The 25,012-nt window shown below is 74.1% G+C and carries 24 protein-coding genes; 13 read left to right on the top strand and 11 right to left on the bottom strand.

The annotated features are described in order from the left end of the window. Positions 1-183 precede the first annotated feature (183 nt). Together CP967_RS14125 and CP967_RS14120 are read left to right on the top strand one after the other, a co-directional pair. Entirely contained in the window at positions 184-1,566 is a 1,383-nt protein-coding gene (locus tag CP967_RS14125) for an NsdA family TPR-like regulatory protein (RefSeq protein ID WP_150488329.1), read from the top strand. Positions 1,567-1,760: 194 nt separating this feature from the next. Continuing rightward, entirely contained in the window at positions 1,761-3,392 is a 1,632-nt protein-coding gene (locus tag CP967_RS14120; RefSeq protein ID WP_150488328.1) for a hypothetical protein, read from the top strand. A 158-nt stretch (positions 3,393-3,550) separates the two neighbouring features. Here the strand turns inward: CP967_RS14120 and CP967_RS14115 are convergent, their stop codons facing one another. Next, complete coding sequence (locus CP967_RS14115) at positions 3,551-4,885, bottom strand: ABC transporter substrate-binding protein (protein ID WP_150488327.1); 1,335 nt, start codon at positions 4,883-4,885, stop codon at positions 3,551-3,553. A gap of 174 nt (positions 4,886-5,059) precedes the next feature. On the opposite strand from CP967_RS14115, the gene CP967_RS14110 reads away from it, so the two are divergent. After that, a complete protein-coding gene (locus CP967_RS14110) occupies positions 5,060-5,506 on the top strand; it encodes an SCO4402 family protein (protein WP_150488326.1) in 447 nt (148 codons plus the stop codon). A gap of 28 nt (positions 5,507-5,534) precedes the next feature. Then, positions 5,535-6,434, top strand: coding sequence for a formyltetrahydrofolate deformylase (gene purU / locus CP967_RS14105; RefSeq protein WP_150488325.1), 900 nt, complete (start codon positions 5,535-5,537; stop codon positions 6,432-6,434). 52 nt (positions 6,435-6,486) lie between these two features. Here the strand turns inward: purU and CP967_RS14100 are convergent, their stop codons facing one another. Continuing rightward, positions 6,487-7,650 (bottom strand): zf-HC2 domain-containing protein, encoded by a 1,164-nt coding sequence (locus CP967_RS14100; RefSeq protein WP_244338962.1) that lies wholly within the window; start codon positions 7,648-7,650, stop codon positions 6,487-6,489. Beyond that, positions 7,647-8,228: a sigma factor gene (locus tag CP967_RS14095; RefSeq protein ID WP_150491838.1), complete on the bottom strand. Its 582-nt coding sequence runs from the start codon at positions 8,226-8,228 to the stop codon at positions 7,647-7,649. The genes CP967_RS14100 and CP967_RS14095 overlap by 4 nt, the downstream gene beginning before the upstream one ends. Before the next feature lie 289 nt (positions 8,229-8,517). Between CP967_RS14095 and CP967_RS14090 the strand changes: the two genes are divergently transcribed. The 3 genes from CP967_RS14090 to CP967_RS14080 all read left to right on the top strand — a co-directional run bounded on the left by CP967_RS14090 (position 8,518) and on the right by CP967_RS14080 (position 10,661). Then, positions 8,518-8,892, top strand: coding sequence for an STAS domain-containing protein (locus tag CP967_RS14090; RefSeq protein WP_150488323.1), 375 nt, complete (start codon positions 8,518-8,520; stop codon positions 8,890-8,892). A gap of 204 nt (positions 8,893-9,096) precedes the next feature. After that, the gene (locus CP967_RS14085; protein ID WP_150488322.1) at positions 9,097-9,642 is read left to right on the top strand and encodes an EF-hand domain-containing protein; all 546 of its coding nucleotides are present in this window, start codon (positions 9,097-9,099) and stop codon (positions 9,640-9,642) included. Between the two features lie 557 nt (positions 9,643-10,199). Continuing rightward, positions 10,200-10,661 carry an ATP-binding protein gene (locus CP967_RS14080; RefSeq protein WP_150488321.1) on the top strand — a complete coding sequence of 154 codons (462 nt, stop codon included), beginning with the start codon at positions 10,200-10,202 and terminating at the stop codon, positions 10,659-10,661. Between the two features lie 55 nt (positions 10,662-10,716). Here the strand turns inward: CP967_RS14080 and CP967_RS14075 are convergent, their stop codons facing one another. After that, positions 10,717-11,715, bottom strand: a complete 999-nt coding sequence (locus tag CP967_RS14075) for a GlxA family transcriptional regulator (protein ID WP_150488320.1) — start codon at positions 11,713-11,715, stop codon at positions 10,717-10,719. Between the two features lie 61 nt (positions 11,716-11,776). Between CP967_RS14075 and CP967_RS14070 the strand changes: the two genes are divergently transcribed. From CP967_RS14070 to CP967_RS14060, 3 genes are all read left to right on the top strand, one after another. Continuing rightward, positions 11,777-12,226: a ribosomal maturation YjgA family protein gene (locus CP967_RS14070; protein WP_150488319.1), complete on the top strand. Its 450-nt coding sequence runs from the start codon at positions 11,777-11,779 to the stop codon at positions 12,224-12,226. A gap of 40 nt (positions 12,227-12,266) precedes the next feature. After that, a complete protein-coding gene (locus tag CP967_RS14065; RefSeq protein ID WP_150488318.1) occupies positions 12,267-13,574 on the top strand; it encodes an MFS transporter in 1,308 nt (435 codons plus the stop codon). A 64-nt stretch (positions 13,575-13,638) separates the two neighbouring features. Then, the gene (locus CP967_RS14060) at positions 13,639-14,541 is read left to right on the top strand and encodes a hypothetical protein (protein WP_150488317.1); all 903 of its coding nucleotides are present in this window, start codon (positions 13,639-13,641) and stop codon (positions 14,539-14,541) included. A 29-nt stretch (positions 14,542-14,570) separates the two neighbouring features. Here the strand turns inward: CP967_RS14060 and CP967_RS14055 are convergent, their stop codons facing one another. The 5 genes from CP967_RS14055 to CP967_RS14035 all read right to left on the bottom strand — a co-directional run bounded on the left by CP967_RS14055 (position 14,571) and on the right by CP967_RS14035 (position 19,051). Continuing rightward, on the bottom strand, positions 14,571-15,752 hold the full coding sequence (locus CP967_RS14055) for a flavin-containing monooxygenase (RefSeq protein ID WP_150488316.1): 1,182 nt from the start codon (positions 15,750-15,752) through the stop codon (positions 14,571-14,573). Between the two features lie 93 nt (positions 15,753-15,845). Then, entirely contained in the window at positions 15,846-16,430 is a 585-nt protein-coding gene (gene pspAB, locus CP967_RS14050; RefSeq protein WP_150488315.1) for a PspA-associated protein PspAB, read from the bottom strand. Positions 16,431-16,478: 48 nt separating this feature from the next. Next, a complete protein-coding gene (gene htpX, locus CP967_RS14045) occupies positions 16,479-17,390 on the bottom strand; it encodes a zinc metalloprotease HtpX (RefSeq protein ID WP_150488314.1) in 912 nt (303 codons plus the stop codon). A gap of 156 nt (positions 17,391-17,546) precedes the next feature. Continuing rightward, positions 17,547-18,218 (bottom strand): pyridoxine/pyridoxamine 5'-phosphate oxidase, encoded by a 672-nt coding sequence (locus CP967_RS14040; RefSeq protein ID WP_150488313.1) that lies wholly within the window; start codon positions 18,216-18,218, stop codon positions 17,547-17,549. Between the two features lie 185 nt (positions 18,219-18,403). Beyond that, positions 18,404-19,051, bottom strand: a complete 648-nt coding sequence (locus CP967_RS14035) for a TetR/AcrR family transcriptional regulator (protein ID WP_150488312.1) — start codon at positions 19,049-19,051, stop codon at positions 18,404-18,406. 351 nt (positions 19,052-19,402) lie between these two features. Here CP967_RS14035 and CP967_RS14030 point away from each other — a divergent pair, with 351 nt between their 5' ends. Continuing rightward, positions 19,403-20,191 carry a VOC family protein gene (locus CP967_RS14030; protein WP_150488311.1) on the top strand — a complete coding sequence of 263 codons (789 nt, stop codon included), beginning with the start codon at positions 19,403-19,405 and terminating at the stop codon, positions 20,189-20,191. A 237-nt stretch (positions 20,192-20,428) separates the two neighbouring features. Next, positions 20,429-22,807: a protein serine/threonine kinase AfsK gene (afsK, locus tag CP967_RS14025; protein WP_150488310.1), complete on the top strand. Its 2,379-nt coding sequence runs from the start codon at positions 20,429-20,431 to the stop codon at positions 22,805-22,807. A 93-nt stretch (positions 22,808-22,900) separates the two neighbouring features. Here the strand turns inward: afsK and CP967_RS14020 are convergent, their stop codons facing one another. Beyond that, complete coding sequence (locus CP967_RS14020) at positions 22,901-23,602, bottom strand: hypothetical protein (protein WP_229888511.1); 702 nt, start codon at positions 23,600-23,602, stop codon at positions 22,901-22,903. Positions 23,603-23,846: 244 nt separating this feature from the next. Here CP967_RS14020 and CP967_RS14015 point away from each other — a divergent pair, with 244 nt between their 5' ends. Then, the gene (locus tag CP967_RS14015; protein ID WP_150488309.1) at positions 23,847-24,386 is read left to right on the top strand and encodes a hypothetical protein; all 540 of its coding nucleotides are present in this window, start codon (positions 23,847-23,849) and stop codon (positions 24,384-24,386) included. Positions 24,387-24,690: 304 nt separating this feature from the next. Here the strand turns inward: CP967_RS14015 and CP967_RS33985 are convergent, their stop codons facing one another. Next, the gene (locus CP967_RS33985) at positions 24,691-24,864 is read right to left on the bottom strand and encodes a hypothetical protein (RefSeq protein WP_167535380.1); all 174 of its coding nucleotides are present in this window, start codon (positions 24,862-24,864) and stop codon (positions 24,691-24,693) included. Between the last annotated feature and the right edge of the window lie 148 nt (positions 24,865-25,012).

Genomic DNA, 25,012 nt, shown 5'->3' with positions numbered 1-25,012 from the left:
CATACGGGGCGCACGGGTGCATGGACGGGGGCGCGCGTGAGGTGGAACCCCGGAGGGCGGGTAGCCCTTGGGCCGTGCCGATCGTCACCACCCGTACCTGATGAAGATGAATATGCGCATTTCTCGTATCTAAGCCGGGCAGTGATCCCTTCCTCGCGATCACTGCACTCCCAGGGGGAAAAGATGGCAGCCAGGCCTCTTGTCGCACGCCAGCCGAACGAACGGCTCCAGACGCTCATCCAGGAGGCGGCGTGCTCCAACGCCGGCCTCGCCCGCCGGGTGAACATGGTGGGGACCGAGAGGGGCCTCGACCTCCGCTACGACAAGACGTCCGTGGCCCGCTGGCTGCGCGGGCAGCAACCACGCGGCAGGGCGCCGGGAATCATCGCCGAGGCGCTCGGCCGGAAACTCGGGCGCACGGTCACGATCGACGAGATCGGCATGGCCAACGGCAAGAGCCTGGCCTCCGGGGTGGGCCTCCAGTTCGCCCCCACGGTGCTCGGGGCGATCGAGCAGGTCTGCGAGCTGTGGCGCAGCGACGTGGGCCGCCGTGACCTGCTGGCCGGCTCCTCGGTGGCCGCCTCGGCACTGGTCGAGCCCAGCCGCGACTGGCTGATCACCGGTGCCGACCCGCAGGTGGCCAGGAGCGCCGGGGCCAGGGTCGGGGCGGCGGACGTCGAAGCGGTGCGCGCGATGACCGACGCGCTCGTGGACCTGGACCACCGCTACGGCAGCGGCCATGTGCGGCCCGTCCTGGTCCACTACCTCAACAGCGTGGTGGCCGGGCTCCTTTCGGGCGCCTACCGCGAATCGGTGGGGCGCGACCTGTTCGGGGCGACGGCCCGGCTCACCGAACTCGCCGGGTACATGGCGGTGGACACCGGCCAGCCGGGACTGGCCCAGCGGTACTACATCCAGGCGCTCAGGCTGGCCCAGGCCGCCGGCGACCGGGCGTACGGGGGATACGTCCTGGCCGCCTCGATGAGCCACCTGGCCGCCCAGCTGGGCAACCCCCGGGAGATCGCGCAGCTGGCGCGGGCGGCGCAGGAGGGCGCCCGGGGCCGGGCCACCCCCCGCACGCAGGCCATGTTCCACGCGGCGGAGGCCCGCGGCCACGCGCTGATGGGCGACGCCCGTACGTGCCAGGCGGTGGCGGCCCGGGCGGTGGAGGCGCTGGAGCGGGCCGAGCCGGAGAGCGGCGACGATCCGGCGTGGATCGGCCACTTCGACGCCGGGTACCTCGCGGACGAACTGGCGCACTGCCACCGCGACCTGGGCCAGGGCGAACCCGCCGCGCGCCGGGCCAAGGAGGCCCTGGCGGCGCTCCCGGAGACCCGGGCCCGGCGCCGGGGGATCGGGCTGGTGCTGCTGGCCACGGCGCAGCTCCAGCAGCGTGAGGTCGAACAGGCCTGCCACACCGGGCTGAGGGCGCTGGACCTGCTGGGGACCGTGCGTTCGGGCCGGGGCGCCGAATACCTCGACGACCTGCAACAACGCCTCGCACCGTTCGGGAACGAGCCCGCGGTACGGGAGTTCGACGCCCGTCTGGAGCTCCAGGCGGCCTGAGGCCGGACCGGTGGCCGGGGAGCGGTCCGGGGCCCGGACCGGGGCCGGGGCCCGCCCGTGATCAGCGCCGCGAGGGCGCTGTGTGTCACCCGCCATGTGAAGGGCCGGTGTGTGCCCCTGGGCGCTTGGCGCCGGGCGGTGCTCACCCGATAGCGTGAGCCGACGATTCCGTAGGTTGACACGTAGGAGTCCCGGTGACGCAGAGCGGACAGGGCGACGGACAGCAGCACCCTGCTGGACGGCCCGCGCAGGAGGGCGTCGTGCTGCCCGCAGACGGTGGCACCCCCTGGCCGGCGGGAGGGCAGGCGGGGACCCCGCCGGCCGAGCACGCCACGCCCGCCGGCGGTCAGCCCTGGGGACAGTCCTGGGGCCCGCAGCCCGGTGCGCAGCAGTCCGGCCCCCCGTCGGGGCAGCTGCCGCCGGAACAGTCCCAGCCGGGCGGGTACCCCCCGCAGCAGTACGGTCACCCGCAGCCCGGCGCCTACGGGGGCCCGCAGGCGTCCCACCAGCAGCCCGGTCAGCCTCCGCAGTACCAGGGGTACCAGCAGCCGCAGCATCACGCGCAGCAGCCTCCGCAGCACCAGGCCCCCCAGCCTCCGCAGCATCACGGGCACCACGCGCAGCAGCCCCAGCAGTACCAGGGGTACCAGCAGCCCGGTCAGCCTCCGCAGCACCAGGCCCCCCAGCAGCCGCAGCCGTACGCCCAGCCGCAGCCGTACGCCCAGCCGCTCCCTCCGGAGTCGGCACCGGGCGGGGACGCGGACGCCACCCAGTACATCGCGCCCGTGCCCGGCGGCGCGGGCCCCGGCGGCCCGCCGCCCGAGCACGCCGCCGGGGCGACGCGCTACCCGGGGCAGCCGGCCGCGCCCGCCCCCGGCGGCGACGCGGACGCGACCCAGTACATACCCCCCGTGCCGGGGGGCGCGCCCTACGGCATCCGTCCCGGCGCACCCGGTGACCGGCAGCCGCCCGCGGAGTTCGACAGCCTGTTCCGCGACCAGGAGCCCGCTGGGGCCACCCAGCAGATGCCCCGGATCGACCCGGCCCAGCAGCACCCGAACCAGCCCCCTCACCAGGGCGGATACGGGCAGCAGGGGACGCCTGGGCAGGGCGCGGTCCCGCAGTTCCGGTCCGGCCTGCAAGGGCTGCGGGGCACCCATGAGGAGCCGGAGCCCCCGGGGCGCCCCGAGCCGCGCAGACGGTCACCGCACATCCCGCTGATCGCGGCGGTCGTCGTCGGCTGCGCGGTCGTCGGGCTGGGCGCCGGGGCGCTGCTGAGCGGCGGCGACGAACCCGCCGGGGACGACAAGAAGGTGGTCTCCTCGCAGAGTTCACCCACGAGCTCCCCTTCCGCTCAGGCCGCCGATCCGGCCGAGCCGCAGGCCCAGGCCCTGGACAAGCTGCTCGCCGACAGCAGCAACAGCCGTGGCGCGGTGATCAGCGCGGTGGAGAAGATCAAGAACTGCAAGGAACTGGACAAGGCGGCCTCCGACCTCCGGGGCGCCGCCGCCCAGCGCCGCGACCTGGTCGAGCGGCTCGGCGGGATCAGCATCGACAAGCTCCCCGCCCACGAGGAGCTGAAGTCCTCACTGACCGCGGCGTGGCAGGCGTCCGCCGAGGCCGACGACCACTACGCGGAGTGGGCGGGCCAGGCGAAGAACAACAAGAAGGTCTGCAAGGGCGGCACGGCCCGGAACACCGACAGGAAGAACCAGGCGGACCGGTCCAGCGGTGTCGCGACCCGGGAGAAGACGAAGGCCTCGGGGCTGTGGAACAGCATCGCCCGTAAATGGGACCTGACCGAGCGCGGTCCCGCCCAGCTCTGACCCCCGCCCTCCGGGCCGGCCGGGCTTCCGCCCGTCGGCCCGGCCCGGTCTGCCCCGCGGCCCCCTGCCCGTCGGCCCGGCCCGGTCTGTCCCACGGCCCCCGCCCGACGGCCCCCGCCCTCCGGCCCGGCCCCGTCCGTCCGACGGCCCCCGCCCGGTCAGCCGCGCAGACGGGCGTCGACCAGGGTCTCGGTGACGTCCACGAAGCCCTTCCGGTCGGTGACCAGGCGCCCGTCCCGCACGATCTGGAACGTCACGTGTCCGTTGGCGATCCGTGAGTACGCCGAGGACCCGACCAGGTCCTCGAACCGCCACCGCAGCACCGGGGTGAGCCCGCCGGTGTCGACCCGGGTGCCCCGGTTGAGGCTGACACTGATGCCGCCGGCGGTGATCTCCGGGCGGTCCATCGCCTCGATGACCGCCTTGAGCACGGTGTACGCGATCCAGGTGGTCTGCACCCCGGTGTCCTCCGGGTCGATCCGGTTGTCGCCGAACGCGTGCTTCCGGATCACCCCGCGCATCTCGTCCCAGCGGGCGTCGCCCGAGTCCGGGTACCAGCCGGTGACGTACGCGCCCTCGAACGGGCTGCTCCGTCCGCCCGTGCGGTCGATCAGCGGCTGGCCGACGCTGCCGAGCACCGAGGAGATCCGCACCTTGCTGTCCTCGGGTTCGAGCCGCCGGAAGGAGTCGAAGAAGGTCTCCGTCCCGCCGCCCAGCACCGCCGTGACACAGCCGTCGCCCGCCTCCCGGAGCGCCTCGGCGGCCTGGGTCTCGTAGGAGGTGGCCCCCTCCGGGGCGGTGATGTCGTGGGCGGCGGGCCGGTCGGCCCGGGTGAGGCTCACATCGACCAGGCCGGGCATGCTGTCCCCGACGAGGGTGTCCGGCCGCACCAGGGACACGCGTGCGCAGCCGTCCGCCAGCTGACGGCCGTTGCCCGCGACGAGCGCGGACTGGCCGCCGTTGACCGGGTAGGAGAGGTAGCTGGTGAACTCGTCGGTCGAGGCCCCGTACCCGCCTATGTAGGGGATTCCGGCCGCCTCCAGCGGAGCCAGGAAGGACCGCCCGTGACGGCTGTAGGAACCGACCACGGCGGCCACGTCCTCGTCGACCGCCCGCCGGGCGCACGCGTAGGCGCCGGCCGAGGTGTCCTTCTCGTTGCAGGTCAGCACCCGCAGTTCGTGGCCGCCGATACCGCCCTGCCCGTTGATCCAGGCGGCGTAGGTCCGGGCCATGGCCGCCATGCCCGCCATGTTCACCGAGTCGGGCGCGGTGGTGTCGGGCGCCCAGGTCATCACGGTGACGGGCTCCCGGGAGTCCTTTGAGGTCCCGGGGAGCACACCGCAGCCCGAGACCAGCAGGGCCCCGGCCACCGCGGGCGTGAGGACCCGGGAGGAGCGGGAGCGGAGGACCCCGGGGGAACGGGAGGCGCGGGAGGCGCGGAAGGAGCGGGGGAGGGGAGAGCGGGAGAAGGGGGAGCGTCGCCGTCCGGTCATGGTGACGAACCCTTCCGCCCGGCGGGTAACGGAACGGTGTGGCCGGTTCAACGCTCGGTGACGTGGAGGTGAATTGCGGGGGGCCGCGTGGAGACCCTGGGAAGGAACGTACGATCGACAACCGTGCAGCAAGGTTCGGAGAACACCTCCCGTCGCGGCCGCCGCTCCTCCACCATGGGCGGCATGCCGCTCAACGACATGCCCTGGTGGCGCTGGCGCAGCAACGTGCGCTCGGCGCTGCACATGCTCTCCGACCCCGTCTTCCACCAGGAGTACTGGCTCGCAGGCCGGGAAGGGTACGGCGACGTGACCGACGCCGTCTACCGGCTGGTCGAGGACACCTGGCTGGACAACTGGTCCGCGGAGAAGTACGTCGGGACGATCTTCCGCGACTCCGCCGAGGCCGCCCTGGTGGACGCCGCCGCCCTGCGGGTGCTGCGCATCATGCACCAGGTGGGCGCCGACGCCCCGGTCTCCGCCTACCTGGCGCACCCCGGCTGGCCGGAGGCGGTCGCGGCCGCCCGCGAGGCCCATGTGATGCTCGCCGTCAACGACGCGGAGGACCCGGACGCGCCTCCGCGCTCCCTGGACGTGCTCCGCATCATGAACGGTCCGGCCTGAGCGGCGCGGGGTGTGGCACCCTACGGGGATGACCGCGCCGAAGCCCGCAGAACCCGCCACCACCGCCTCGGACACCGCCGCCGAGCAGTACGTCCTCACGCTCTCCTGCCCCGACAAGCAGGGCATCGTGCACGCCGTGTCGAGCTATCTCTTCATGACCGGCTGCAACATCGAGGACAGCCAGCAGTTCGGCGACCACGACACCGGTCTGTTCTTCATGCGGGTCCACTTCTCGGCCGACGCCGGGGTGGACGTGGCCAAGCTGCGGGCCAGCTTCGCCGCCATCGGCGAGTCGTTCCACATGGACTGGCAGATCCACCTGGCCTCCGAGCGGATGCGGGTGGTGCTGATGGTCAGCAAGTTCGGGCACTGCCTGAACGACCTGCTCTTCCGGTCCGGCACCGGCGCCCTGCCCGTCGAGATCGTGGCCGTCGTCTCCAACCACACGGACTTCGCCGAGCTGGTCGCCTCGTACGGCATCCCCTTCCGGCACATCCCGGTCACCAAGGACACCAAGGCGCAGGCCGAGGCGCAGCTGCTGGAACTGGTGCGCGGGGAGAACGTCGAACTGGTCGTCCTGGCGCGCTACATGCAGGTCCTCTCCGACGACCTCTGCAAGCAGCTGAGCGGCCGGATCATCAACATCCACCACTCCTTCCTGCCGAGCTTCAAGGGCGCCAAGCCGTACCACCAGGCACACGCGCGCGGGGTGAAGCTGATCGGTGCGACGGCGCACTACGTGACCGCGGACCTCGACGAGGGCCCCATCATCGAGCAGGAGGTCGAGCGCGTCGGCCACGGCGTCACCCCCGACCAGCTCGTGGCGACCGGGCGCGACGTGGAGTGCCAGGCGCTGGCCCGCGCGGTCAAGTGGCACGCGGAACGCCGCATCCTGCTCAACGGGCGCCGTACGGTGGTCTTCCCCTGACGCGCACCCGCGCCCTCCCGGCGCCGCCGCCGTCCGGAGGGGGCCGGGCGGTTCAGAGACGGCTGAGCGAGGCGGCGGCGAAGAGGACGTCGCTGATGGCCTCGCGGTCGCCCTCCTGACCCGCGGCGGCCTCCACCGGAGGTACGTGTCCGGCGACCAGCCGGCAGAACTCCGTGCCGTCGAGGGCCACCTGGGCCACGGTGTGGTCGGCGGAGCCGACGGCGGCGGGGGAGTCCAGGGCGATGTACCAGTCGCCGCCGCCCTTGCCCTCGATCTCCAGATGCAGGGACCGGCCCGGTGAACCCGCCGTGACCAGCCCGCGGGCCGGTGCGGCCAGCCCGGACCGGCGGCGCCCGGCCAGGGTGGCGGGCAGCAGCCGGGCCGCCAGGTCGATCATCCGGTGCAGATGGGGAGCGGCAGGCGTTCCGTACGGGTAGTCGACCGCGGCCGCCACGTCGCCGCCGTGCACCCAGCACTCGAAGGCCCGCTCCAGCAGGGCGTCCTGGAGCGGCAGGGCGAAGTCCCCGTACGCCACCGAGAGTTCGCCGACACCCCGCCCGGCGAAGGACACCGTCCGCACCAGCGTGTGGCTCTGCTCGCGCCAGGGCTCCCGGACCGCCCGGGTGACCGGCCGGCCGGTGGCGGCCCAGTAGGTCTCGGTGCGCTCGGCCGGTGACAGCGCCCCGCCGTCGCCACCCAGCGGATCGTCGAGGCCGAGGGCCGCCGAGACCAGGCCGTCGACGGCCAGCAGGTGGGCGATGACCCCGGCCACGGTCGTCCTGCGGTCCGTCTGCCGCTCGCCGTCGAACCACTTCAGCCGGAGCGGGGCGTGCCACTCCGCGTCACCGAAGTCCCGGAGCAGCGCGTCCAGCCGGGCGGTCTCCGCGTCGTACGGGGACGCCCAGAGCGGCACCGGGATGCGGGCGGGGCGCCGGCCCAGGCAGCCCTCCAGGACCCGCGACCTGAGCATCGGGTCCAGATCCAGGCTTCCGTCGGTGTGCAGCAGGCCCACGGCGTCCCGCAGCCGCCGTGCCTCCCGGTCGCAGCGCGGGCACACGGTGAGGTGCGCCTCGACCGCGGCGGTCTCCTCCGCGGAGCACGCCGACAGGGCCCAGGCGCCGAGCAGTGAGGTGAGCACCTGGTGGTCCGGTTCCGCCGGCGGGGTGCGCGCCCCGCCACCGGCCCTTCCCGGGGCGTCGCCGGTGTCCCCGGTCACGGGGCCGCTCCGTATCCGGGCGGTACGGGCTCCTCCGGCGGTACGGGGTTCGCGGTGGACAGCAGCTGCAGGCCGAGCCGCAGCCGGCGCCGCGCCTCGTCATCGGTGACCCCGAGGTCCTCGGCGGCCTGGCGGTAGTCGCGGCGCCTGACGTACGCGAGTTCCAGGGCGGCCCGCAGCGAGGCGGGCATCGACGCCACGATGTAGTCGGCGCGGGCGGCCGAGGTGGCCTTGCGCACCCGGTGCTCGAACTCCCGCCGGTGTGCTCCGCCGTCCCCGTCCCCGGCCTCCCCGTGGGCGGCACGCAGCTGCTCCACCGCCTTGCGGTGGGTGAGGTCGGCCACCCAGGACCTCATCGGCCCCTCCCTGGGGTCGTAGGCGTCCGGGTTCTCCCAGACGGAACCGAAGACCTCCCGGGTCACCAGATCCGCGGCGTCCTCGTCGTCCAGCATGCGGTGGGCCTGGCTGTGCACGAGCGGTGCGAAACGGTCGTAGAGCTCGCAGAGGGCAGCCGCCTCGCCCCGCGCCAGCCGCTGCTGCATGCGGCGGTCCCAGCGCGGTGGTGCGTCCTTCACCATCCAGCCCCCAGCCATGTGCCCCTCGTCACGTCGAAATGTAGTCGGCGGCCCTGGCCGTACACGCACCTTTGCACCAAGTACGTCCCTCAAGTGCCGCCGGATGATAGGGAATGGGTCACGTCTGGCCTTTTGCTGACCGGGCAAACGATCAGTAATTAAACATTTCTGGATGAAAGCTGCGCCGGACCGATGGGCGCGCCGGTGTTTCGCGGCCCCGGCGTCCGGGCAACCGCCGGGGAACGGAAACTTCCGGATCCCCGGACCCGGCAGGAGCGAGAGGCCCAGTGGCGTGACGCTGAAGGTGGACGAGACGGAGCAGGGCACCTGGACCGTGCTGCGCGTCCGCGGTGAGCTCGACCTGGTGTCCTCACCCGTCGTGCGCCAGCACGTCCACGGGGCCGTGGCCGAGGGACGGCACGACGTGGTCCTGGACCTGGAGGGCGTGCGGTTCTGCGACTCCAGCGGGGTCAACATCCTCATCGCCTCCCGCCGCCTCATGAAGTCCTGCGGCGGCCGGCTGCGCCTGGTCCTTCCCGCCGAGGGCGCCGAGGACGGCTCCCACGTCAACAAGGTGCTCGCCGCCCTCGGGGTGCGCCGCCTCTTCGACGTCCATCCCGACGCCCGGTCGGCCACCGGGGGCGCGGCCCGGCCGCTCTCCGCCTGAGGGAGCGCCGTGGACGTCCCGCCTTCCCGGCGGCGCCCGGCACGCACGCCCTGAGAAGCCGCGGGCCCGGCCCCGCCGCGGCGGGGCCGGGCCGGGCCCGATGGCATCGCGGTGAACCGCACGCCATCTCGGGGTGACGCGATCGTGACGCCGGCGACGGCCGGCGGTGACACGTGACGTCCCCGGACGTCGTACGCTCCCCGCATGGACAGCGCAGAGTACGAGCGCAAGATCGCTCATCGTTTCGCCGCCTTCGACCAGGACGGCAGCGGTTACATCGATCGCGCCGATTTCAGCACCGCCGCGGCCCGCCTGCTCGCCGAGTTCGGTACGACGGCCCGCTGCGACAAGGGCCAGGCCCTCTACTCGGGTGCCGAGGCGTTCTGGCAGGGCATGGCCGGGATCGCCGACGTGGACGGCGACCAGCGGGTCAACCGCGAGGAGTTCGTGGGCGGCGCCGTCAAGCGGCTGCGTGACAACCCGGAGCGCTTCGCGGAGATCGCGCGCCCCTTCCTGCGCGCCGCCATCGGCGTGGCCGCGGCCGGCAGCGGCTCCGAGGGGACCGGCGGCCCGGCGGGCACCGCCCCGGTCGCGGCCGTGGAACGTGCCCTGCGGGTGCTGGGCGCCGAGGAGGACGTCGCCGGTGCGGCGGCCCGGAGCCTCGACGCCGACGCGGACGGCCGGGTCGCCGAGGCGGACGTGGTCGCCGCGCTCTCCGCGTACTTCACCGTCGTCGAACCGGACGCGTGAGCGAAGGCCGTACAGGGACGGGCGGACCGGGAGGGAAACGGTCCGCCCGTTTTCGTGCGGCGGCGAGGGGAGCGGTCCGCCCGTTCCCGTGCGCGGGGAGGACACCGCCCGGTCCGGCCGTACCTTCGGCCGGTACGTGACGCAGCGCAGTCGGCGCGGGTCCGAACTTTCTTCCGGGCGGTCGCCGGGCGGTGACGGGGCGCAGTCGTGCGGTGCCCTCGGGTACGCTCCGTGGGATGCGAGTGGTTCTGGAACCGGAGGCTCCGGATGTGGCCCGTGCGGCCGGTCCGGCCCGGCGCCGGTGCCCGCGGCGAGGGCCGGACAGCTGTACCGGAGCCTCCCGCGGACCGGTTCCCGGTATGCCGGCGGGCCGTTGTTCGACTCTCCACGGCGTGCGTCGCACAGTATGCACCACGGGTACTCCTTCACGTTGGAATATGCCCGAAGCGCTTGTTGCCGTGACTGTACGTCAACCATGCTGTCTCGCAGGGGAGTCACGTTCCGTGATCCCGAGGAGGCGCGAGGCGATGTGTCCGCCGGTTCGGATGGTGTGAGCGGTGCAGGTGCTTCAGGTTCAGCTGGAGATCGGGTCGGATCCCGCCGAGGTGGGCCGGGCCCGGAGATGGGCGCGTTCCAGGCTGGCGGGTTCGGGGATGGGGGACGACGACTCGCTCACCGAGACGCTCGTCCTGCTGATCTCCGAGCTGGTCACCAACGCGGTGGTCCACACCGGCTGTCCGGCCGTGCTGAGGATGCTCTTCGGCTCGGCGGAGTCGGCGGGGACGGTCCGGGTCGAGGTGGCCGACACCAGCTGCCGCCCGCCGCAGCCGAGGCACGCCGAGGGCGAGGACACCGGGGGGCGCGGCCTGGAGCTGGTGGACGGCCTGGCCGACCGCTGGGGCTGGCAGCCGGAGGGCGCCGGGAAGCGGATCTGGTGCGAGATCGACCGGGGCGTCCCGGTCCCCGCACCGGCGTCGCCCGGCGAGCAGTCCGGCACCGCGGAGGCCCGGTTCCGCTGACCGGCGGCGCGGTTCCGCTGTCCGGGGGCCCGGTTCCACTGTCCGGCGGCGCGGCTCAGGAACCGGTCCGGTCGGCGGCCGTCCTGCGGAAGGTCCGGCGGTAGACCGTCGGCGACACCCCCAGCGCCGCCTGGATGTGCAGGCGCAGGGAGACGGCCGTACCGAACCCGGCGTCGCGTGCCACCTGGTCGACCGACAGGTCCGTGGCCTCCAGCAGATGCCGTGCGCGTTCGACCCGTTGGCGCGCCAGCCACTGCCCGGGGCTGAGCCCGGCCTCCTCGCGGAAGCGGCGGGTGAAGGTCCGTACGCTCATCGACTCCTGCCGTGCCATGTCCCGGAGCAGGATCGGTTCGTCCAGCCGCTCCAGCGCCCACGCCCGTGCCGTGGCCGTCGTGGCGGTGCCGGGCCCGGGCAGCGGCCGCTGGATGAACTGGGCCTGGCCGCCGTCGCGGTGGGGCGGTACGACGGTGCGCCGGGCGATGTCGTTGGCGACGGCGGTGCCGTGGTCCCGGCGCACCAGGTGCAGGCAGAGGTCGATCCCGGCGGCCACCCCCGCGGAGGTCAGCACGTCCCCGTCGTCGATGAACAGCACACCGGGATCGACGCGGACCGAGGGGAAGAGCCGCTGGAAGTGCTCGGCGCAGGCCCAGTGGGTGGTGGCGGGCCGGCCGTCGAGGTATCCGGCCGCGGCCAGGAGGTAACCGCCGGTGCAGATGGACACCAGCCGCGTCCCCGGCCTGATGTACGCGAGCGCGGAGGCGAGTTCACCGGTGAGCCTGCCTTCCTCGTACACGGGCCCGGACTCGTGGAAGGCGGGCACGATCACGGTGTCGGCGGTGGCCAGGGCCTCCGGGCCGTACTCGACGACGATCCGGAAGTCCGCGTCGGTGAGGACCGGACCCGGCGGACGGGCCGAACAGGTCACCACGTCGTACAGCTCCTCACCCCGGTTGAACGGCTCGATCCCCAGCGAGCGGCCGAATATCCGCTGGGGAATGCCCAGTTCGAAGGGGATCACCCCGTCCAGGGCGAGAATGACGACCCGGTGCCTCATGCCGAACTCCACTTCCCCCTGCCGGGATGCCGCCGGTCCCGGTCTGATAGACGTCCCTGCCATGAGGGAAAAGCAGACCGCCCGCTCTTCCATTCCCCCGGCGGCCGCCGTACGCGCGGTGGCCGCCGGGGCCGCCGTCCTCACCGTGGCCGCGGGGCTCGGCGTCCGGACCGCGGGCGGCGGCGAGGCCGCGAAGTACGCCGGGGACGCCCTGTACACCGTGCTGATCCACACCCTGGTGGTCCTGGCCGTTCCCCGGACACGCCCCAGGGCCGCCGCCGGGGCGGCCCTGGCCCTCAGCTGGGCGGTGGAACTGGCCCAGCTGACCGGCGTACCGGAACGGCTGGCCGCGCACAGCACACTCGCACGCCTGGTGCTCGGCTCCACCTTCAACGCTCCCGACCTCCTCTGGTACGCCGTCGGCGCGGCATCGGCCGGGGCCCTGCACACCGCACTCGCCGCCGGGAGCCGGGCGCCGGGTGGCCCGATCCCTTCGAAGGGTGGCCTCTGAGCCACTCGTCCGGGGGGACGGCCGCGCGGATGCTGGCGGCGTGACCCGGACAACCGACCACGTGGTGGCTTCGCCCACCGGAACCCGCCGCCCTTCCCGCCTCCGCGTCCACCGGGCGTGGATCGTCGCCGCCGTCGCCTTCGTGACGATCGTCGGGGGAGCGGCCTTCAACTCCCTGCCCGGTCTGCTCATCGACCCGCTCCACTCGGAATTCGGCTGGTCCCGCGGCGAGATCGGGCTGGCCGTCTCCATCGACATGGCGCTGTACGGGCTGACCGCACCGTTCGCGGCGGCCCTGATGGACCGTTTCGGCATCCGCCGGGTCGTGGCCGTCGCGCTGACCGCGGTGGCCGCCGGGGCGCTGGCGAGCGTCTGGATGACCGCGGCCTGGCAGCTGATGCTCTACTGGGGCGTGCTCGTCGGCCTGGGCACCGGCTCGATGGCCCTGGCGTTCTCCGCGACCGTCACCAACCGCTGGTTCGTCGCCCGCCGCGGCCTGGTCACCGGCGTCCTGACCGCGGCCGGGGCCTCCGGCCAGCTGGTCTTCCTGCCGCTGTGCGCGTGGATCGTCGGGGAGCACGGCTGGCGTCCGGCGTCGGTCACCGTCGCGCTGGCCTCCCTGGTGGTCGTCCCCTTCGTCTGGCTCCTGATGCGCGACCACCCCGCCGACGTGGGCCTCGCCCCCTACGGCGGGGCCTACGAGGAGAAGCCGCCGCCCGCGTCCGGCGCCGCGGTCCGCGCGGTGCGCGTCCTGCTGGACGCGGCCCGCACCGGCCCCTTCTGGCTGCTGGCCGGTTCGTTCGCGATCTGCGGGGCCTCCACCAACGGCCTGATGCGCACCTACTTCGTGCCCGCCGCCCACGACCACCACATGCCCGTCACCGCCGCCGCCTCGCTGCTCGCGGCCATCGGGGTCTTCGACATCATCGGCACGGTCTTCAGCGGCTGGCTCACCGACCGCTACGACGCCCGGCGCCTGCTGGCCGTCTACTACGCGCTGCGGGGCGTGTCCCTGCTGTTCCTGCCCGTGCTGCTGGCGCCGACGGTCCACCCGCCGATGATCCTGTTCATCGTCTTCTACGGCCTGGACTGGGTCGCCACCGTGCCCCCGACCCTCGCCCTGTGCCGCGAACGGTACGGCCGGGACAGCGCGATCGTCTTCGGCTGGGTCCTCGCCTCCCACCAGGTCGGCGCGGCCCTGGTCGCCTTCCTCGGCGGCGTCGCCCGCGAGGCGTTCGGCTCGTACGACGTGGTCTGGTACGCCGCCGGCGCCCTGTGCGCGACGGCGGCCCTGATGGCCCTGGTCATCCGCCGCGAGCACCCCGCCCCGGAACCCGCGGCCCGCTGACCCCGCCCGCCGGGCGGCGGTTACGGTGGCGCACACCGCCCGTGGGGCGGCCGGGGGGAGAGACATGACGGCTGTACGGCGGGACCACGGGCACACGTCGGACGGCACCGTGGCCACGCTGCTCTGCGCGGCGCAGCTGGCGGCGTCGGCAGCGGTCCTCGTGGTGGAGACCGCGGGCCGCGCCGACGCGTACGGCAGACCGCCCGGTTCCGCGCTCGGCCTGCTGTTCCTGCTCGTCGCCGGCCCGCCGGCGGCGCTCTTCCTCGGGGCGGCCCACACCGCCGTCGTGACGGCACCGGCGGCCTGGGCGGCGGACGCCCTGGCCGGGCGGATGCCGGGTGCGCGGTGGAGGCGGCGGACGGTGGCCGTCGCCGCCCTGGCCGCGGTGTACGCGATCCCCCTGGCCTGGGCGGGAGCACCGTACGTGTACGCGTGGGCCTGGACGGCGGGCAGCGCCGTCCTGCCGCTGCTGGGCGTGGACGGTGTCCGGCGGCTGGAGGAGCGCCGGGGCCGCCGGTACGGCAGGGCCGCCCTGGTCACCTGCCTGCTGGGTGCGGGAGCGGGCCTCGTGACCCTCGCCGCCGCGGGCTGCGCGGCCCTTCTCGCGACCGGTGCCACCGGGGGCTACGAGGCGCCGTCCCTCAACGGGGAACAGATGCGCGGGGTCTGGTCCGGCGAGGACGGACAGGTGTGGATACGGCTGGACGGGGGCCGCCGGGCGGAGCTCTCCGGCCTGCCGTACGAGACGCCCGGCGGGGAGCGGGAGCACTGCGACGGCGCCGCCGCCTGGCTGTACGTCCCCCGGGCGGGGGCGGTGCGGGGGACGGTGGAGTTCACGCCCGCCGACCCCTCCTGCGAACCGGCCGTCTGGACCCTGGGCGGCACCGAGGACCGTCCCGAGCTGTACGCGCTCTTCGGCGACCCGGACGCCGGTGACGTCCGCGTCCTGACCCGGCAGGGCCCCTGACCCCGCGGCGCTCCCGCCGCCCCCGGGGCTCAGCCCTCGGCCAGCCGGCCGGCGATCCTGCGGGCGTCCAGGGCGATCTCCCGCAGCATCCCGCTGATCGGATTGGTGAACCCGGTGAAGTACAGGCCGGGCGCCCCCTTCGGGGACCGGGCGCCCCGGACGGCCGGGCGGCCCCGGCCGTCCAGTACGCCGAGGTGCCCGACCAGGCCCTCCAGCCCGCGCGCGTACCCGGTCGCCGCTATCACCGTGTCCGGGGTGAGCCGGGTCCCGTCGGCCAGCACCACCGCGTCCCCGTCGAACGACTCCACCGCCGCCACCGGCACCACCAGGCCCCGCTTCACCGCGGAGACCAGCCCGACGTCCTGGACGGGGACCGCGCCCTCCCCGACCCTGGTGTACAGGCCCTTCGCGGGGCGCGGCAGCCCGTGGGCGGACAGGTCGGGCACGGAGACCCGGCACACCAGACGCGCCACGGCGTCCACCAGCCGCACCGGCAGCCGGCGGACCAGCACGGCCGAGGCCTGGGACGGCCAGCCGGCCGTGGAGCGGCGCACGATGTGCGGGGCCGTGCGCACCGCGATCCGCACCTGCCGGGCCCCGCCCTCGGCCAGGTCCACGGCGATCTCCGCCCCGGTGTTGCCGACGCCCACCACCAGCACGTCCTTGCCCGCGTACGGCCCGGCGGTCCGGTACGCCGCCGCGTGCAGCAGTTCCCCGGTGAACTCCGCACGGCCCGGCCACCCGGGCACGAGGGGGGTGTGGTTGTAGCCGGTGGCGACGACGACCGCGCGTCCGGTCAGCACCCGGCCGCCGGAGGCGCTCAGCCGCCAGCCGGTCCCGTCCGGCGCCGGGTCGATCCTGGACACCTCGACGCCCGTCACCACGTCCAGCTCGTGGTGCTCGGCGTACTTCTCCAGGTAGCGCACCATGTCCGCGCGTGAGACCCAGCGGCCGAACCGCCGGGGCAGCGGCAGCCCCGGCAGCGAGGACCAGCGGCGGGTGGTGTGCAGGCGGAGCCGCTCGTAGTGGTTGCGCCAGGAGGCCCCGACACCCCCCGTCCTCTCCAGGACCACGGCCCGCACCCCGTGCTGCCGCAGCACGGCCGCGGTGGCGAGGCCGCCGGGACCGCCACCGACCACATAGACCGGCCGGTCGTCGGTGCGGTCGAAGGAACGGGGCAGGGAGGCAAGGGCGTTGGAGTCGTCGGACATGGTGCGGAGCGTATCCGGACAGACAGACCGGCATGCACATGATAGGTCTCGCAGTGGACCGGAAACGGTTGCGAAGTGATCACGGCAGGCGGCTCAGAGGCCCGGAGCGCCCCACACCGGGAACCAGCGGGACAGGTCGCCCTCCACCCGCAGGTCGTCCCCTAGGACCGCCCGGACCTGGAGTTCCAGCTGGTTGTCCCGCCGCTCGCGGCCGTCCGCCACCGGGGCGAACGGATAGAACGTGCCGCGCTTGTAGAGGTAGACCAGCGCCAGCCGCCGCCCCGCGGCATCGCGGAACCCGACCAGCGAGCAGAGCAGATGAGGCCCGAAACCGCCGTCCTGGAGCAGGGTGTTGACGGCGTGCAGGTCGTTGACCAGCGCGGCGAGGTCGTCGGCCGGCTGCCGGGCGAGCAGCCAGGTGTAACCGTAGGAGTCCTGGCTGAACTCCACCGGGACACCGCCCCGCCCGGTGTCCGCGTCCAGCAGGTCCCGCACGTCCTGCCGGATCCGGGCGAAGGTGCCGCCCTCCACCCCGGCGAAGCACACCGACCCCGCCCCGGTCGGGGCGAAACCGGTCCCGGCCCGCAGGGTGAGCGCGGCGGAGGGCACGGCGAAGAGCTGGTCCAGATCGGGCCGCACCGGTTTGCTGCGGCCCAGGATGCTGTCGAGCAGACCCACAAACGACTCCTCACGGACGGGTACGCGAACGGACGGGACCGGCCCGGCTCACGGCCGGGACAGGCCGGACGAGATGCGGGCCAGCTGGTCGAGACGCTGTTCGAGCGTCGGATGGGTGGACAGCAGCCGCCCCAGGCTCTCCCGGGCGGAGAAGGCCGGCACGAAGTAGAAGGCGTTGTACGGCTCCGCCTTCCGCAGGTCCTCGGTCGGGATCCGGGCCATCTGCCCGCTGATCTTGGTGAGTGCGGACGCCAGCGACGAGGGGCGGCCGGTGAGCAGGGCCGCGGTGCGGTCGGCGGAGAGCTCCCGGTACCGCGAGAGCAGCCGGGTCAGCAGGAAGCTCAGGGCGTACACCACGGCGCTGATCAGCGGGATCAGCATCAGGAGGGCCCCCGCCGGGTCGTTGCCCCGGCTGTTCCGGGCGAAGCCGCCCCAGAGCGCGATACGGGTGATGATCCCGGCGAGGACGCCCAGGAACGACGCGATGGTCATCACGGCGACATCGCGGTGCGCGACGTGCGACATCTCGTGCGCGAGCACCCCTTCGAGCTCGTCGGGCTCCAGCCGGCGCAGCAGCCCGGTCGTCGCGCAGACCAGGGCCGTCTTCTCGCTGCGCCCGGTCGCGAAGGCGTTCGGTACGTCGCTGCGCGCGATGGCCACCCGGGGTTTGGGCATGTCGGCGAGGGCGCAGATCCGGTCGATCGCCCCGTGCAGTTCGGGGGCCTCCTGGGGGGACACCTCGCGCGCGCCCATCCCGTAGGCCGCGATCCGGTCGCTGAACCAGAACTGGGCGACGAACATGCCGCCGACGACGACCAGGACGACCAGCCAGGAGCCCTGGAGGACGGCGAGGAGCACCCCCACCAGGACCACGTAGAGCAGGCCGATGAAGAACATGGTGCCGACCATGCGTCCGGTCAGACCGCGGTCCGGGGCGTACCGGGAACGGGCTCGTGCCATGGAAGCCTCCAACAGCTCGCCTGACTCCCATAGTGCCCCTTGGCCGGACAAAGCGGCGGAAAAGCCGGAAAAGCCCCGGTGTGCGGGGTGCGAGAGGTGCGAGAGGTGTGCGAGGTGTGCGAGGTGCGCCCCCGCCGGTCCGGCGCGGGCCGGCGCTCAGGGCCAGAGCAGCTCCCGGGCCCAGGAGCCCCCCGCCTCGCGCCGGTAGCGCAGCCGCACATGGCGCCGCTCCGCGTCACCCTGGAAGAACTCGGCCTCGTGCGGCTCGACGACGTACCGCGTCCAGGTCTCCACCTCCGTGTCCGGCCGGTCCTCCGCCCGCGCGTAGGCGTCCCGCGAGGCCCGGACCAGCTCGTCGTACGAGTCCAGCACCGCGCTCTGCGTCCCGGTCAGCGCCGCCGCGAGCGCGCCGGTGGACCGGGCGCGCAGGTCCGCCGCGCTCTCGGCGCGCCCCACCGGGGTGACCGTCCCCCGCACCCGGACCTGGCGGGCCTGGACGGGCCAGTAGAAGGTGAGGGCGGCATGCGGCCGGGCGGCGAGCTGGCGGCCCTTCTCGCTGGTGGCGTGCGTGCCGAAGTGCCAGCCCCGCTCGTCCGCGTCGTGCAGCATCAGCACCCGCGCGTCGGGACGGCCCTCGGCGTCCACGGTGGCCAGCGTCATGGTGTGGGGCTCGCGCTGGCCGGCGGCGACGGCCCCGGCGAACCAGTGGTGGAAGAGCGGGAGGGGCGCGGCGGGCGCGGCGGAGGCGTCGAAGCGGGGGAGCTCTGCGACGTCCCAGACGCGCTGGGCGTGGAGCAGGTCGCGGAAGGCCTTCTGCGGATCGGTCATGACCCCATTCGACCGTGGACCGGCGCGGGGCACCACGGCGGGGCGCCGCGGGACGGGCCCGCACCCGGACGCCGGAACGCCGACGGCGGACCACTCGGAGGTGGTCCGCCGTCGGCGAGACAGGACGGGGCCGCGGGTTGTCCGCGCGGCGCCCGGGCGGGTGCGGGAGGAGTCCTGGCCGGCGCCTACTTCGCGGGCTTCTTGCCGGTGATGCCGAGGTGCACCAGCAGGGCGAGGTTCGGGCGGAGTTCGGCCTGCTTGACGCCCCAGGCCGTGAAGCCCTTCTGGTGCGAGGCGACCGCCGAGAGCATCATGACGAGCGAGCCGGCCACCGCCGCCGGCTGGACGTCCTTGTCGACCTTGCCCTTGTCCTGGAGCTCCTTGACCGAGGCGGTGAGCGAACTGGTCACGGAGTTCAGGATCTTCATGCGGATCTTGTGGAACCGCTTGTCGCCCTCGGCGGCCCCGAGGTCGACGACGCGCAGGATCGCGTCGTTGCGGCGCCAGAAGTCGAGGAATCCGTCGACCAGTTCCTCGGCGGTCTGCCGTCCCGCCTTGCCGGTCCACGAGCGCCCCGCGACCAGTCCGGTCAGCCCGGCACCCTCCTGGGCCATTTCCTCGGCGAGTTCGAGGACGGCGCCCTCGACGTCGGGGAAATACTGATAGAAGGTCGCTGGTGAAGTCCCCGCCCTGCGGGCGACGTCGATGACTTTGACGTCCCGGTACGGCGAGGAGCTGAGCATCTCGCTGAGGCAGTCGAGCAGCTTCTGCCGCGTCGCCTGACCGCGCCGACCGGCCACGCGGCCGTCGACGGTACGCACTTGTCCTGTCATGCCGTCAGCTTACCGACGGGCGGATGGAGCGCGATCTGGCCGACTGCAAATGGGGAACGCCCTGTCGCGGGGCGGCCGGAAGGGCTGGTTCCGCCGCCCCCGCCGCCCCCGGGGGCGGGGGCGGCGGGCCGGACGGAACCCGCGCGGTCCGGGCCGATGTTCTTATCAACAGCATGTGGATAACCTCGGTGGACAAGTGTCGTCCACAGTGCTCACGCCACTTCACGTCTCGGTTGAATATTCGATTTTCCAGCACGCCGGGGCCGTAATCCCGGCGTCGGGGCGCGCTGTTCACCACCCGACGCTACGTTGACTGTGACGGGCGTCACCTCGGAGGAAGGACCCGGCTCCATGGCCGCATTCGCGCAGTCCGCGCCGTGCTGGGCGGATGTGCAGCTCCCCGACCTCGAAGCCGGCAAGCGTTTCTACGGCGGGCTCTTCGGCTGGACCTTCCACGCCGGGGACGGGATGCCGTTCGCCGACGCATACAGCGACGGCAAACTCGTCGCGGCCCTCGCCGGCAAGCGGGACGGGCGCATGCCGACCGCCTGGGGCGTCTACTTCTCCACCGACGACATCGCCGCCACCGTCGCCCTGGTCCGGCGGTCCGGGGGACAGGTGATCACCGATCCGGTCCCGGCGGGACGGGCCGGTGTACTGGCCCAGGCCGCCGACCCGGGCGGCGCGGTCTTCGGACTGTGGCAGGCGGGTGAGCGGGCCGGTTTCGAGAAGCGGAACGCCCCGGGCTCCTTCTGCTGGACCGAGGTCCGCACCCGGCGGCCGGAGCGGGTGGACCCCTTCTACGAGGAGGTCCTCGGCTTCCGCGGCACGGACACCGGGCCCCCCGCGGACGGCACGGTGCCCTTCCGGATGTGGTCCCCGGCCGGTACCGAGCCGGGCGAGGACACCGCGGTCGGCGGGCGCGAGGTGCTCGGGGACGACGTCCCCGAGATGCTGCCCAGCCACTTCCTCAGCTACTTCGCGGTGGCCGACTGCGACCGGACCGCCGGGACGGCCGTCCACCTCGGTGGCCGGATCCCGTCGCCCCCGGCGGACACCCCGTACGGGCGGACGGCGGTGCTCCAGGACGACCAGGGTGCGGTCTTCGCGGTGCTCCAGCCGAACGGGCGGCTGCCGTAGCCGGACCGGTGCTCCGGGTGCGGTGTCCTGAGAGCTCCGTATCCCCCTTCCGTCCGGAGCCCCGAAACGGGTGGAATGCCACAGGACACCCCGTTCCGGCCCCGGGTTCGCCACGGGGCCCCGCGCCAGGAAGAATCGGGGTGCGCGCCGCCGTGCGGTGCTCGGTGATGAGACGCTGCACGGGGCGGTATTTCGCGGGCTTCGTTCCTGAGGTCCGTACGGGGAGGTGGCAGGCAAGTGGAACAGCTGACGCAGCATGACCCGAGGCGGATCGGCCCGTTCGAGGTGCTGGGGCGGCTCGGGGCCGGCGGCATGGGGCTGGTCTACCTCGCACGCTCGGCGTCCGGGCGGCGGGTGGCGATCAAGACGGTCCGCACGGAACTGGCCGAGGACCAGCTGTTCCGGGTCCGGTTCACCCGCGAGGTGGAGGCCGCGCGGGCCGTCAGCGGGTTCTACACCGCCGCCGTGGTGGACGCCGACCCCCGGGCGGCCGTCCCCTGGCTGGCCACCGCCTACGTCCCCGCGCCGTCGCTCGAGGAGATAGTGAACGAGTGCGGCCCGATGCCCGTGCAGGCCGTGCGCTGGCTGGCCGCGGGGATCGCCGAGGCCCTCCAGTCGATCCACGGCGCCGGACTCGTCCACCGCGACCTCAAGCCGTCCAACGTCCTCGTGGTCGAGGACGGGCCGCGGGTGATCGACTTCGGTATCGCGTCCGGCGTCTCCAACACCCGGCTGACCATGACGAACGTCGCCGTGGGCACGCCCGCGTACATGTCTCCCGAGCAGGCGCGCGACTCGCGCAGCGTGACGGGGGCCAGTGACATCTTCTCGCTGGGTTCGACGCTGGTCTTCGCGGCGACCGGGCACGCGCCGTTCCACGGGGCGAATCCGGTGGAGACCGTGTTCATGCTCCTGCGCGAGGGCCCCGACACCCAGGGGCTGCCCGACGAGCTGCGGCCGCTGACAGAGGCGTGTATGCAGATGGACGCCACCCGGCGTCCCAGCCCCGCCGACCTCCAGGCCCAGCTGGCCCCGCACCTCTTCGCCTCCGGCGGCGACGACAGCGGTACGGCGTCCGCCTGGCTTCCGGGCCGGGCCACGGCGATGATCGAGCAGCGGCGCGGTGGCGGCCGTACGGTCACGGCGCCGCCCGCACCGGTGGTCGTGCCGCCGCCGCCCTCGCAGCCGCCGCCGGGCCCGGACCGGCACGGGGACGACGGGCGTACGGCACCGGCGCCCGTACCGTCCGCGGCCGTGACCTCGCCCGCACCGGACGGCGGCCCGGTGCGGCTGGCCGGGGCGCGGGTGCCGATCGGCCCGGGGCCCCGGCCCCGGGAGGTGCGCGGCGCGGCGGCGGCGCACCCCGACCCGGCCACCGGCTGGGTGCGCCCGCCCGCCGGCGTGGCGGTCCCGGCCGGGCACCCGACGGCGCCCGTACCGCAGCCCGCCGCGTCCCCGGACGCGGTGCCCGCCGGTCCCGAGCGCTGGCGGCCCTGGCGTTTCCGCATGTCCAACGATGTGTGGGGGACCCCGGTCGTGGTGGGCGACCTGCTCTATGTGACCTCCTTCGAGGTGCACGCGCTGGACGTGGGCAACGGGCGGCGCCAGTTCAAGACCCGGGACGTCGCCTGGTCGATGGCGGTCGACGGGGGCCGTATCCACGGCTCGGACGGCCCGTCCCTGTACACGCTGGACGCGGCGACGGGTGCCGAGCGGTGGCGGCTGGGGACCGATGCCTGGGTGTACGCGCTGAAGGCCGACCGCGGCACCGTGCTGACCGCGACGCGCGGCGGCCGGGTGCAGGCGTGGGAGGCGTCCAGCGGGGAGAGGCTCTGGGACGCCGGGGGGATCCAGACCGACTTCGAGACGCCGGAGGCCGGGCCGGTCATCCACGAGGGCACCGTGTACCTGTGGCAGGACGCGCGGCTGCGGGCCGTGGACGCGCGCACCGGCACCGAGCGCTGGTCGTACCCGGTCGGGGACGCCGCCTCCTGCGGTGGTGTGCCGGTGCGGGTGACCCCGGCCGAGGACGGCTACGTGTACGTCGCGGCCGGGACCCGGGTGCTGGCCGTGGACACCGTCTCGGGCCTGGTGCGCTGGCACTTCGAGGCTCCGGCGGTCTTCCTCTCCCCGCCCGCCTTCGCACCGGGGCCCGCGGTCACCGGCGGCGGCGTCTACCTCGCCGACTACCTCGGCACGGTGTACGCGCTGGACGCCTCGACGGGCAAGGACCGGTGGCGGATCGCGACCGAGGCCCGGCAGTCCGTCGAGCCCGTGCTGGTCACGGCCGGGAACGTCCACGTGGGCAGCGGCAGCGCCCTGTACACGCTGGACGCGGTGACCGGTACGCCGAAGTGGCGGTTCGCCGCGGGCGGTGAGGTGGTGGGCGCCCCGGTGGTCGCGGACGGCCGGGTGCACTTCGGTTCGGCGGACCATGTGCTCTACACCCTGGACGCGGCGGGCGGCCAGCTCCGCTGGAAGCTGGCCACCGGGGGTGAGATCACCGGCTCGCCCGTGGCACGGGCGGGTGTCGTGTACGCGTGCAGCAAGGACCGCTGCGTCTACGCGCTGGACGCGGTCAAGGGGACCGGGACGGGGAACCGGCCGCGGGCCTGAGCCCGCGGCGCCCCTGAACCCGCAGAGCCCCTGGGTTCCCCGGGCCCGCAGCGGGCCGGGCACCCCTTCCCCCGGACCTCCGGGGCCCGCGGCTCAGGGATGCGGCGGGCGGTACCGGCCGTCGTCCCGGCCGTCCCGGCCGTCCCGGCGGTGCTGGCCGTCCCGGTCGCGTCCGGCGTCGCCGTGGACGGGATAGGGGGCGGTGTCCTCGTCCGCCGGGGCCGCCCGGTGCCGGCCGGGCCCGGTGTAGGGGTCCGTCTCGGGCTCGGGCACCGTCGAGGTGTGTGCGGACGGACCCGGCTCCTGGGTCGGCGGCCAGGTGTCCGGACGGTCGTCGGGCGGTACCGGATACGGCTCGGCGGTACGCGGCCGCCGGGCGGCCCGTCGGCGGCCCGCCATCACCAGCGCCCCCAGCAGGAGGAGCACCCCGCCCGCCAGTGCCTGGGCGACCCCCTCACGCAGCCCCGACCCGTCGGTGCCGACGCTCAGGCTGCCCGCCTGCCGCCCCTGCTGGACCATCCACAGCACGGTGAAGCCCAGCACGACCAGGCCCGCCACCGCCACGGTCCACCGGGAGCGGAGCACGACGCCGGCCAGGGCCACCAGCGCGGCGAAGAGGAACGGCAGCAGGATCGACGTCATCACGCCGGACGAGGCGCCGCTGACACCCTCGAACAGGTCCTGGACGCGGTAGTCACGCCCGAGGCGGTCGTCGTACCAGGTACGGAAGGGGCTCTGGACGGCGGCCGCCGCTCCGAGGAGGGCGAGGACGGAGCCGATGACATTGCGGATCATGGACAGCCTCCCGGATGCGCGCACGGGTTGCGCTGCGCCCCTGTTCCGACGCTACGCGGGGGCGAATGCCTGTGCCATCGGAGGCCCATGACGAGATCGTGACAGGCCCATGACCTGGCCATGGGGTGAGGCGGAGAGCCGTGCGTTAGCGTGTCGCCCGGCCCGTACGGCGGCCTTCGGCCCGCGGTCGGCCACGGGGGAGCCGGCACCGGGCCGGCCGACAACAGTGAGGGGGGCTGCGTCCATGATGCGGCGACGGATCAGGTTCGCGGCGGTGCTGGTCGTGGTGGTGCTCGCGCTCACCGGCTTCCAGACCGCCGGCCACGGCGGGAAGAGCGGCAAGAGCGGGAAGAGCCGCAGCGGCGGCAGCAGTTCCGGAGGCGGCTGCTCCAACTCCGAGAAGAGCAACGGCGACTACCACAGCGACAACGACTACGACTCCGGTTCGTCGGGCTCCTCGGGCGGCTCCTACTCGACGCCGACACCCTCGGCCACCGCCTCGGACGCCCCGGCGATCCGCGTCATCCGCTGCGCCCAGCCCAAGAAGGGCAAGCGGAAAGCGGTGACCTCCTCGACGATCGAGATCCGCTCCACGGCGGCGGGGACCCACCTCTACGAGATCGACGTGACGTTCCTCGGGGCCACCGGCCTGACCGTGGACACCGGGGAGGGCTCGGTGGAGCTGGACGGCGGCGAGACGAAGACCCTGACGGTCCGCATGGACAGCCCGCGCTCGGTCTCCCGGGTGAAGCGCTGCCAGGTGACGGCGGAGCTGAGCTACTGACGCCGCCGGGCCCGGTGCCCGGTACGGCGGCCGGGGAGTACCCGGCCACGCTGCCCGGGGGGCTCGCGGGGGAGATCCGCGGCGGGACGGGGCCGGGCCCGTCCGGAGCGTACGCCCGCCCGTGCCGTGGAACGGCGGCGGGAGCGGCAGCGGCCGGGGGAGCCGGCCCGGACGCCGTGACGGCCGGACACCGAGGAGGGCCCGGGCCGATCGGCCCGGGCCCTCCTCGCTGACGTGCACGGCGGCCGCGACGGTTCCCCTCCGCCCGTCGCGGCCGCCTCCCCCGCCCCCGTCGGTTACGGCTCTAGTTGGACGGCTCGCTCGACGCGTGGGCGTCCAGGGTGGTGAGCTCCTCGCCGGACGCGTGCGCGTCGGTCGGCTTGAGGGGTTCGCTCGACGCGTGGGCGTCCTGGGTGGTGAGCTCCTCGCCGGACGCGTGCGCGTCGGTCGGCTTGAGGATGCCGTTGCTGTCAGCCATGAAGACTCCTGAAGACATCAAATCGTTGGGCGGGCTTGCCTGTCCGGCGGTTCCCCCGTGGATCGCCGGACAGGCAGCCCAGGGCCGATCACCCTAGCGGTGAGGCCACTCGTCGATCCGCCTGCCCCCCGACGCGACGGATCGATGA

It is taken from the genome of Streptomyces nitrosporeus (assembly GCF_008704555.1).
GTDB lineage: Bacteria > Actinomycetota > Actinomycetes > Streptomycetales > Streptomycetaceae > Streptomyces > Streptomyces nitrosporeus.
This window is presented reverse-complemented; position numbering and strand designations above follow the sequence as displayed.

Excerpts from the sequence above, each read along its gene's own strand:
- CP967_RS14125 (WP_150488329.1), top strand. The coding sequence starts at position 184 with ATGGCAGCCAGGCCTCTTGTCGCACGCCAGCCGAACGAACGGCTCCAG.
- CP967_RS14115 (WP_150488327.1), bottom strand. The coding sequence starts at position 4,885 with ATGACCGGACGGCGACGCTCCCCCTTCTCCCGCTCTCCCCTCCCCCGC.
- CP967_RS14110 (WP_150488326.1), top strand. The coding sequence starts at position 5,060 with ATGGGCGGCATGCCGCTCAACGACATGCCCTGGTGGCGCTGGCGCAGC.
- purU (WP_150488325.1), top strand. The coding sequence starts at position 5,535 with ATGACCGCGCCGAAGCCCGCAGAACCCGCCACCACCGCCTCGGACACC.
- CP967_RS14095 (WP_150491838.1), bottom strand. The coding sequence starts at position 8,228 with ATGGTGAAGGACGCACCACCGCGCTGGGACCGCCGCATGCAGCAGCGG.
- CP967_RS14085 (WP_150488322.1), top strand. The coding sequence starts at position 9,097 with ATGGACAGCGCAGAGTACGAGCGCAAGATCGCTCATCGTTTCGCCGCC.
- CP967_RS14075 (WP_150488320.1), bottom strand. The coding sequence starts at position 11,715 with ATGAGGCACCGGGTCGTCATTCTCGCCCTGGACGGGGTGATCCCCTTC.
- CP967_RS14070 (WP_150488319.1), top strand. The coding sequence starts at position 11,777 with ATGAGGGAAAAGCAGACCGCCCGCTCTTCCATTCCCCCGGCGGCCGCC.
- CP967_RS14060 (WP_150488317.1), top strand. The coding sequence starts at position 13,639 with ATGACGGCTGTACGGCGGGACCACGGGCACACGTCGGACGGCACCGTG.
- CP967_RS14055 (WP_150488316.1), bottom strand. The coding sequence starts at position 15,752 with ATGTCCGACGACTCCAACGCCCTTGCCTCCCTGCCCCGTTCCTTCGAC.
- htpX (WP_150488314.1), bottom strand. The coding sequence starts at position 17,390 with ATGGCACGAGCCCGTTCCCGGTACGCCCCGGACCGCGGTCTGACCGGA.
- CP967_RS14040 (WP_150488313.1), bottom strand. The coding sequence starts at position 18,218 with ATGACCGATCCGCAGAAGGCCTTCCGCGACCTGCTCCACGCCCAGCGC.
- CP967_RS14035 (WP_150488312.1), bottom strand. The coding sequence starts at position 19,051 with ATGACAGGACAAGTGCGTACCGTCGACGGCCGCGTGGCCGGTCGGCGC.
- CP967_RS14030 (WP_150488311.1), top strand. The coding sequence starts at position 19,403 with ATGGCCGCATTCGCGCAGTCCGCGCCGTGCTGGGCGGATGTGCAGCTC.
- CP967_RS14020 (WP_229888511.1), bottom strand. The coding sequence starts at position 23,602 with ATGATCCGCAATGTCATCGGCTCCGTCCTCGCCCTCCTCGGAGCGGCG.
- CP967_RS14015 (WP_150488309.1), top strand. The coding sequence starts at position 23,847 with ATGATGCGGCGACGGATCAGGTTCGCGGCGGTGCTGGTCGTGGTGGTG.
- CP967_RS33985 (WP_167535380.1), bottom strand. The coding sequence starts at position 24,864 with ATGGCTGACAGCAACGGCATCCTCAAGCCGACCGACGCGCACGCGTCC.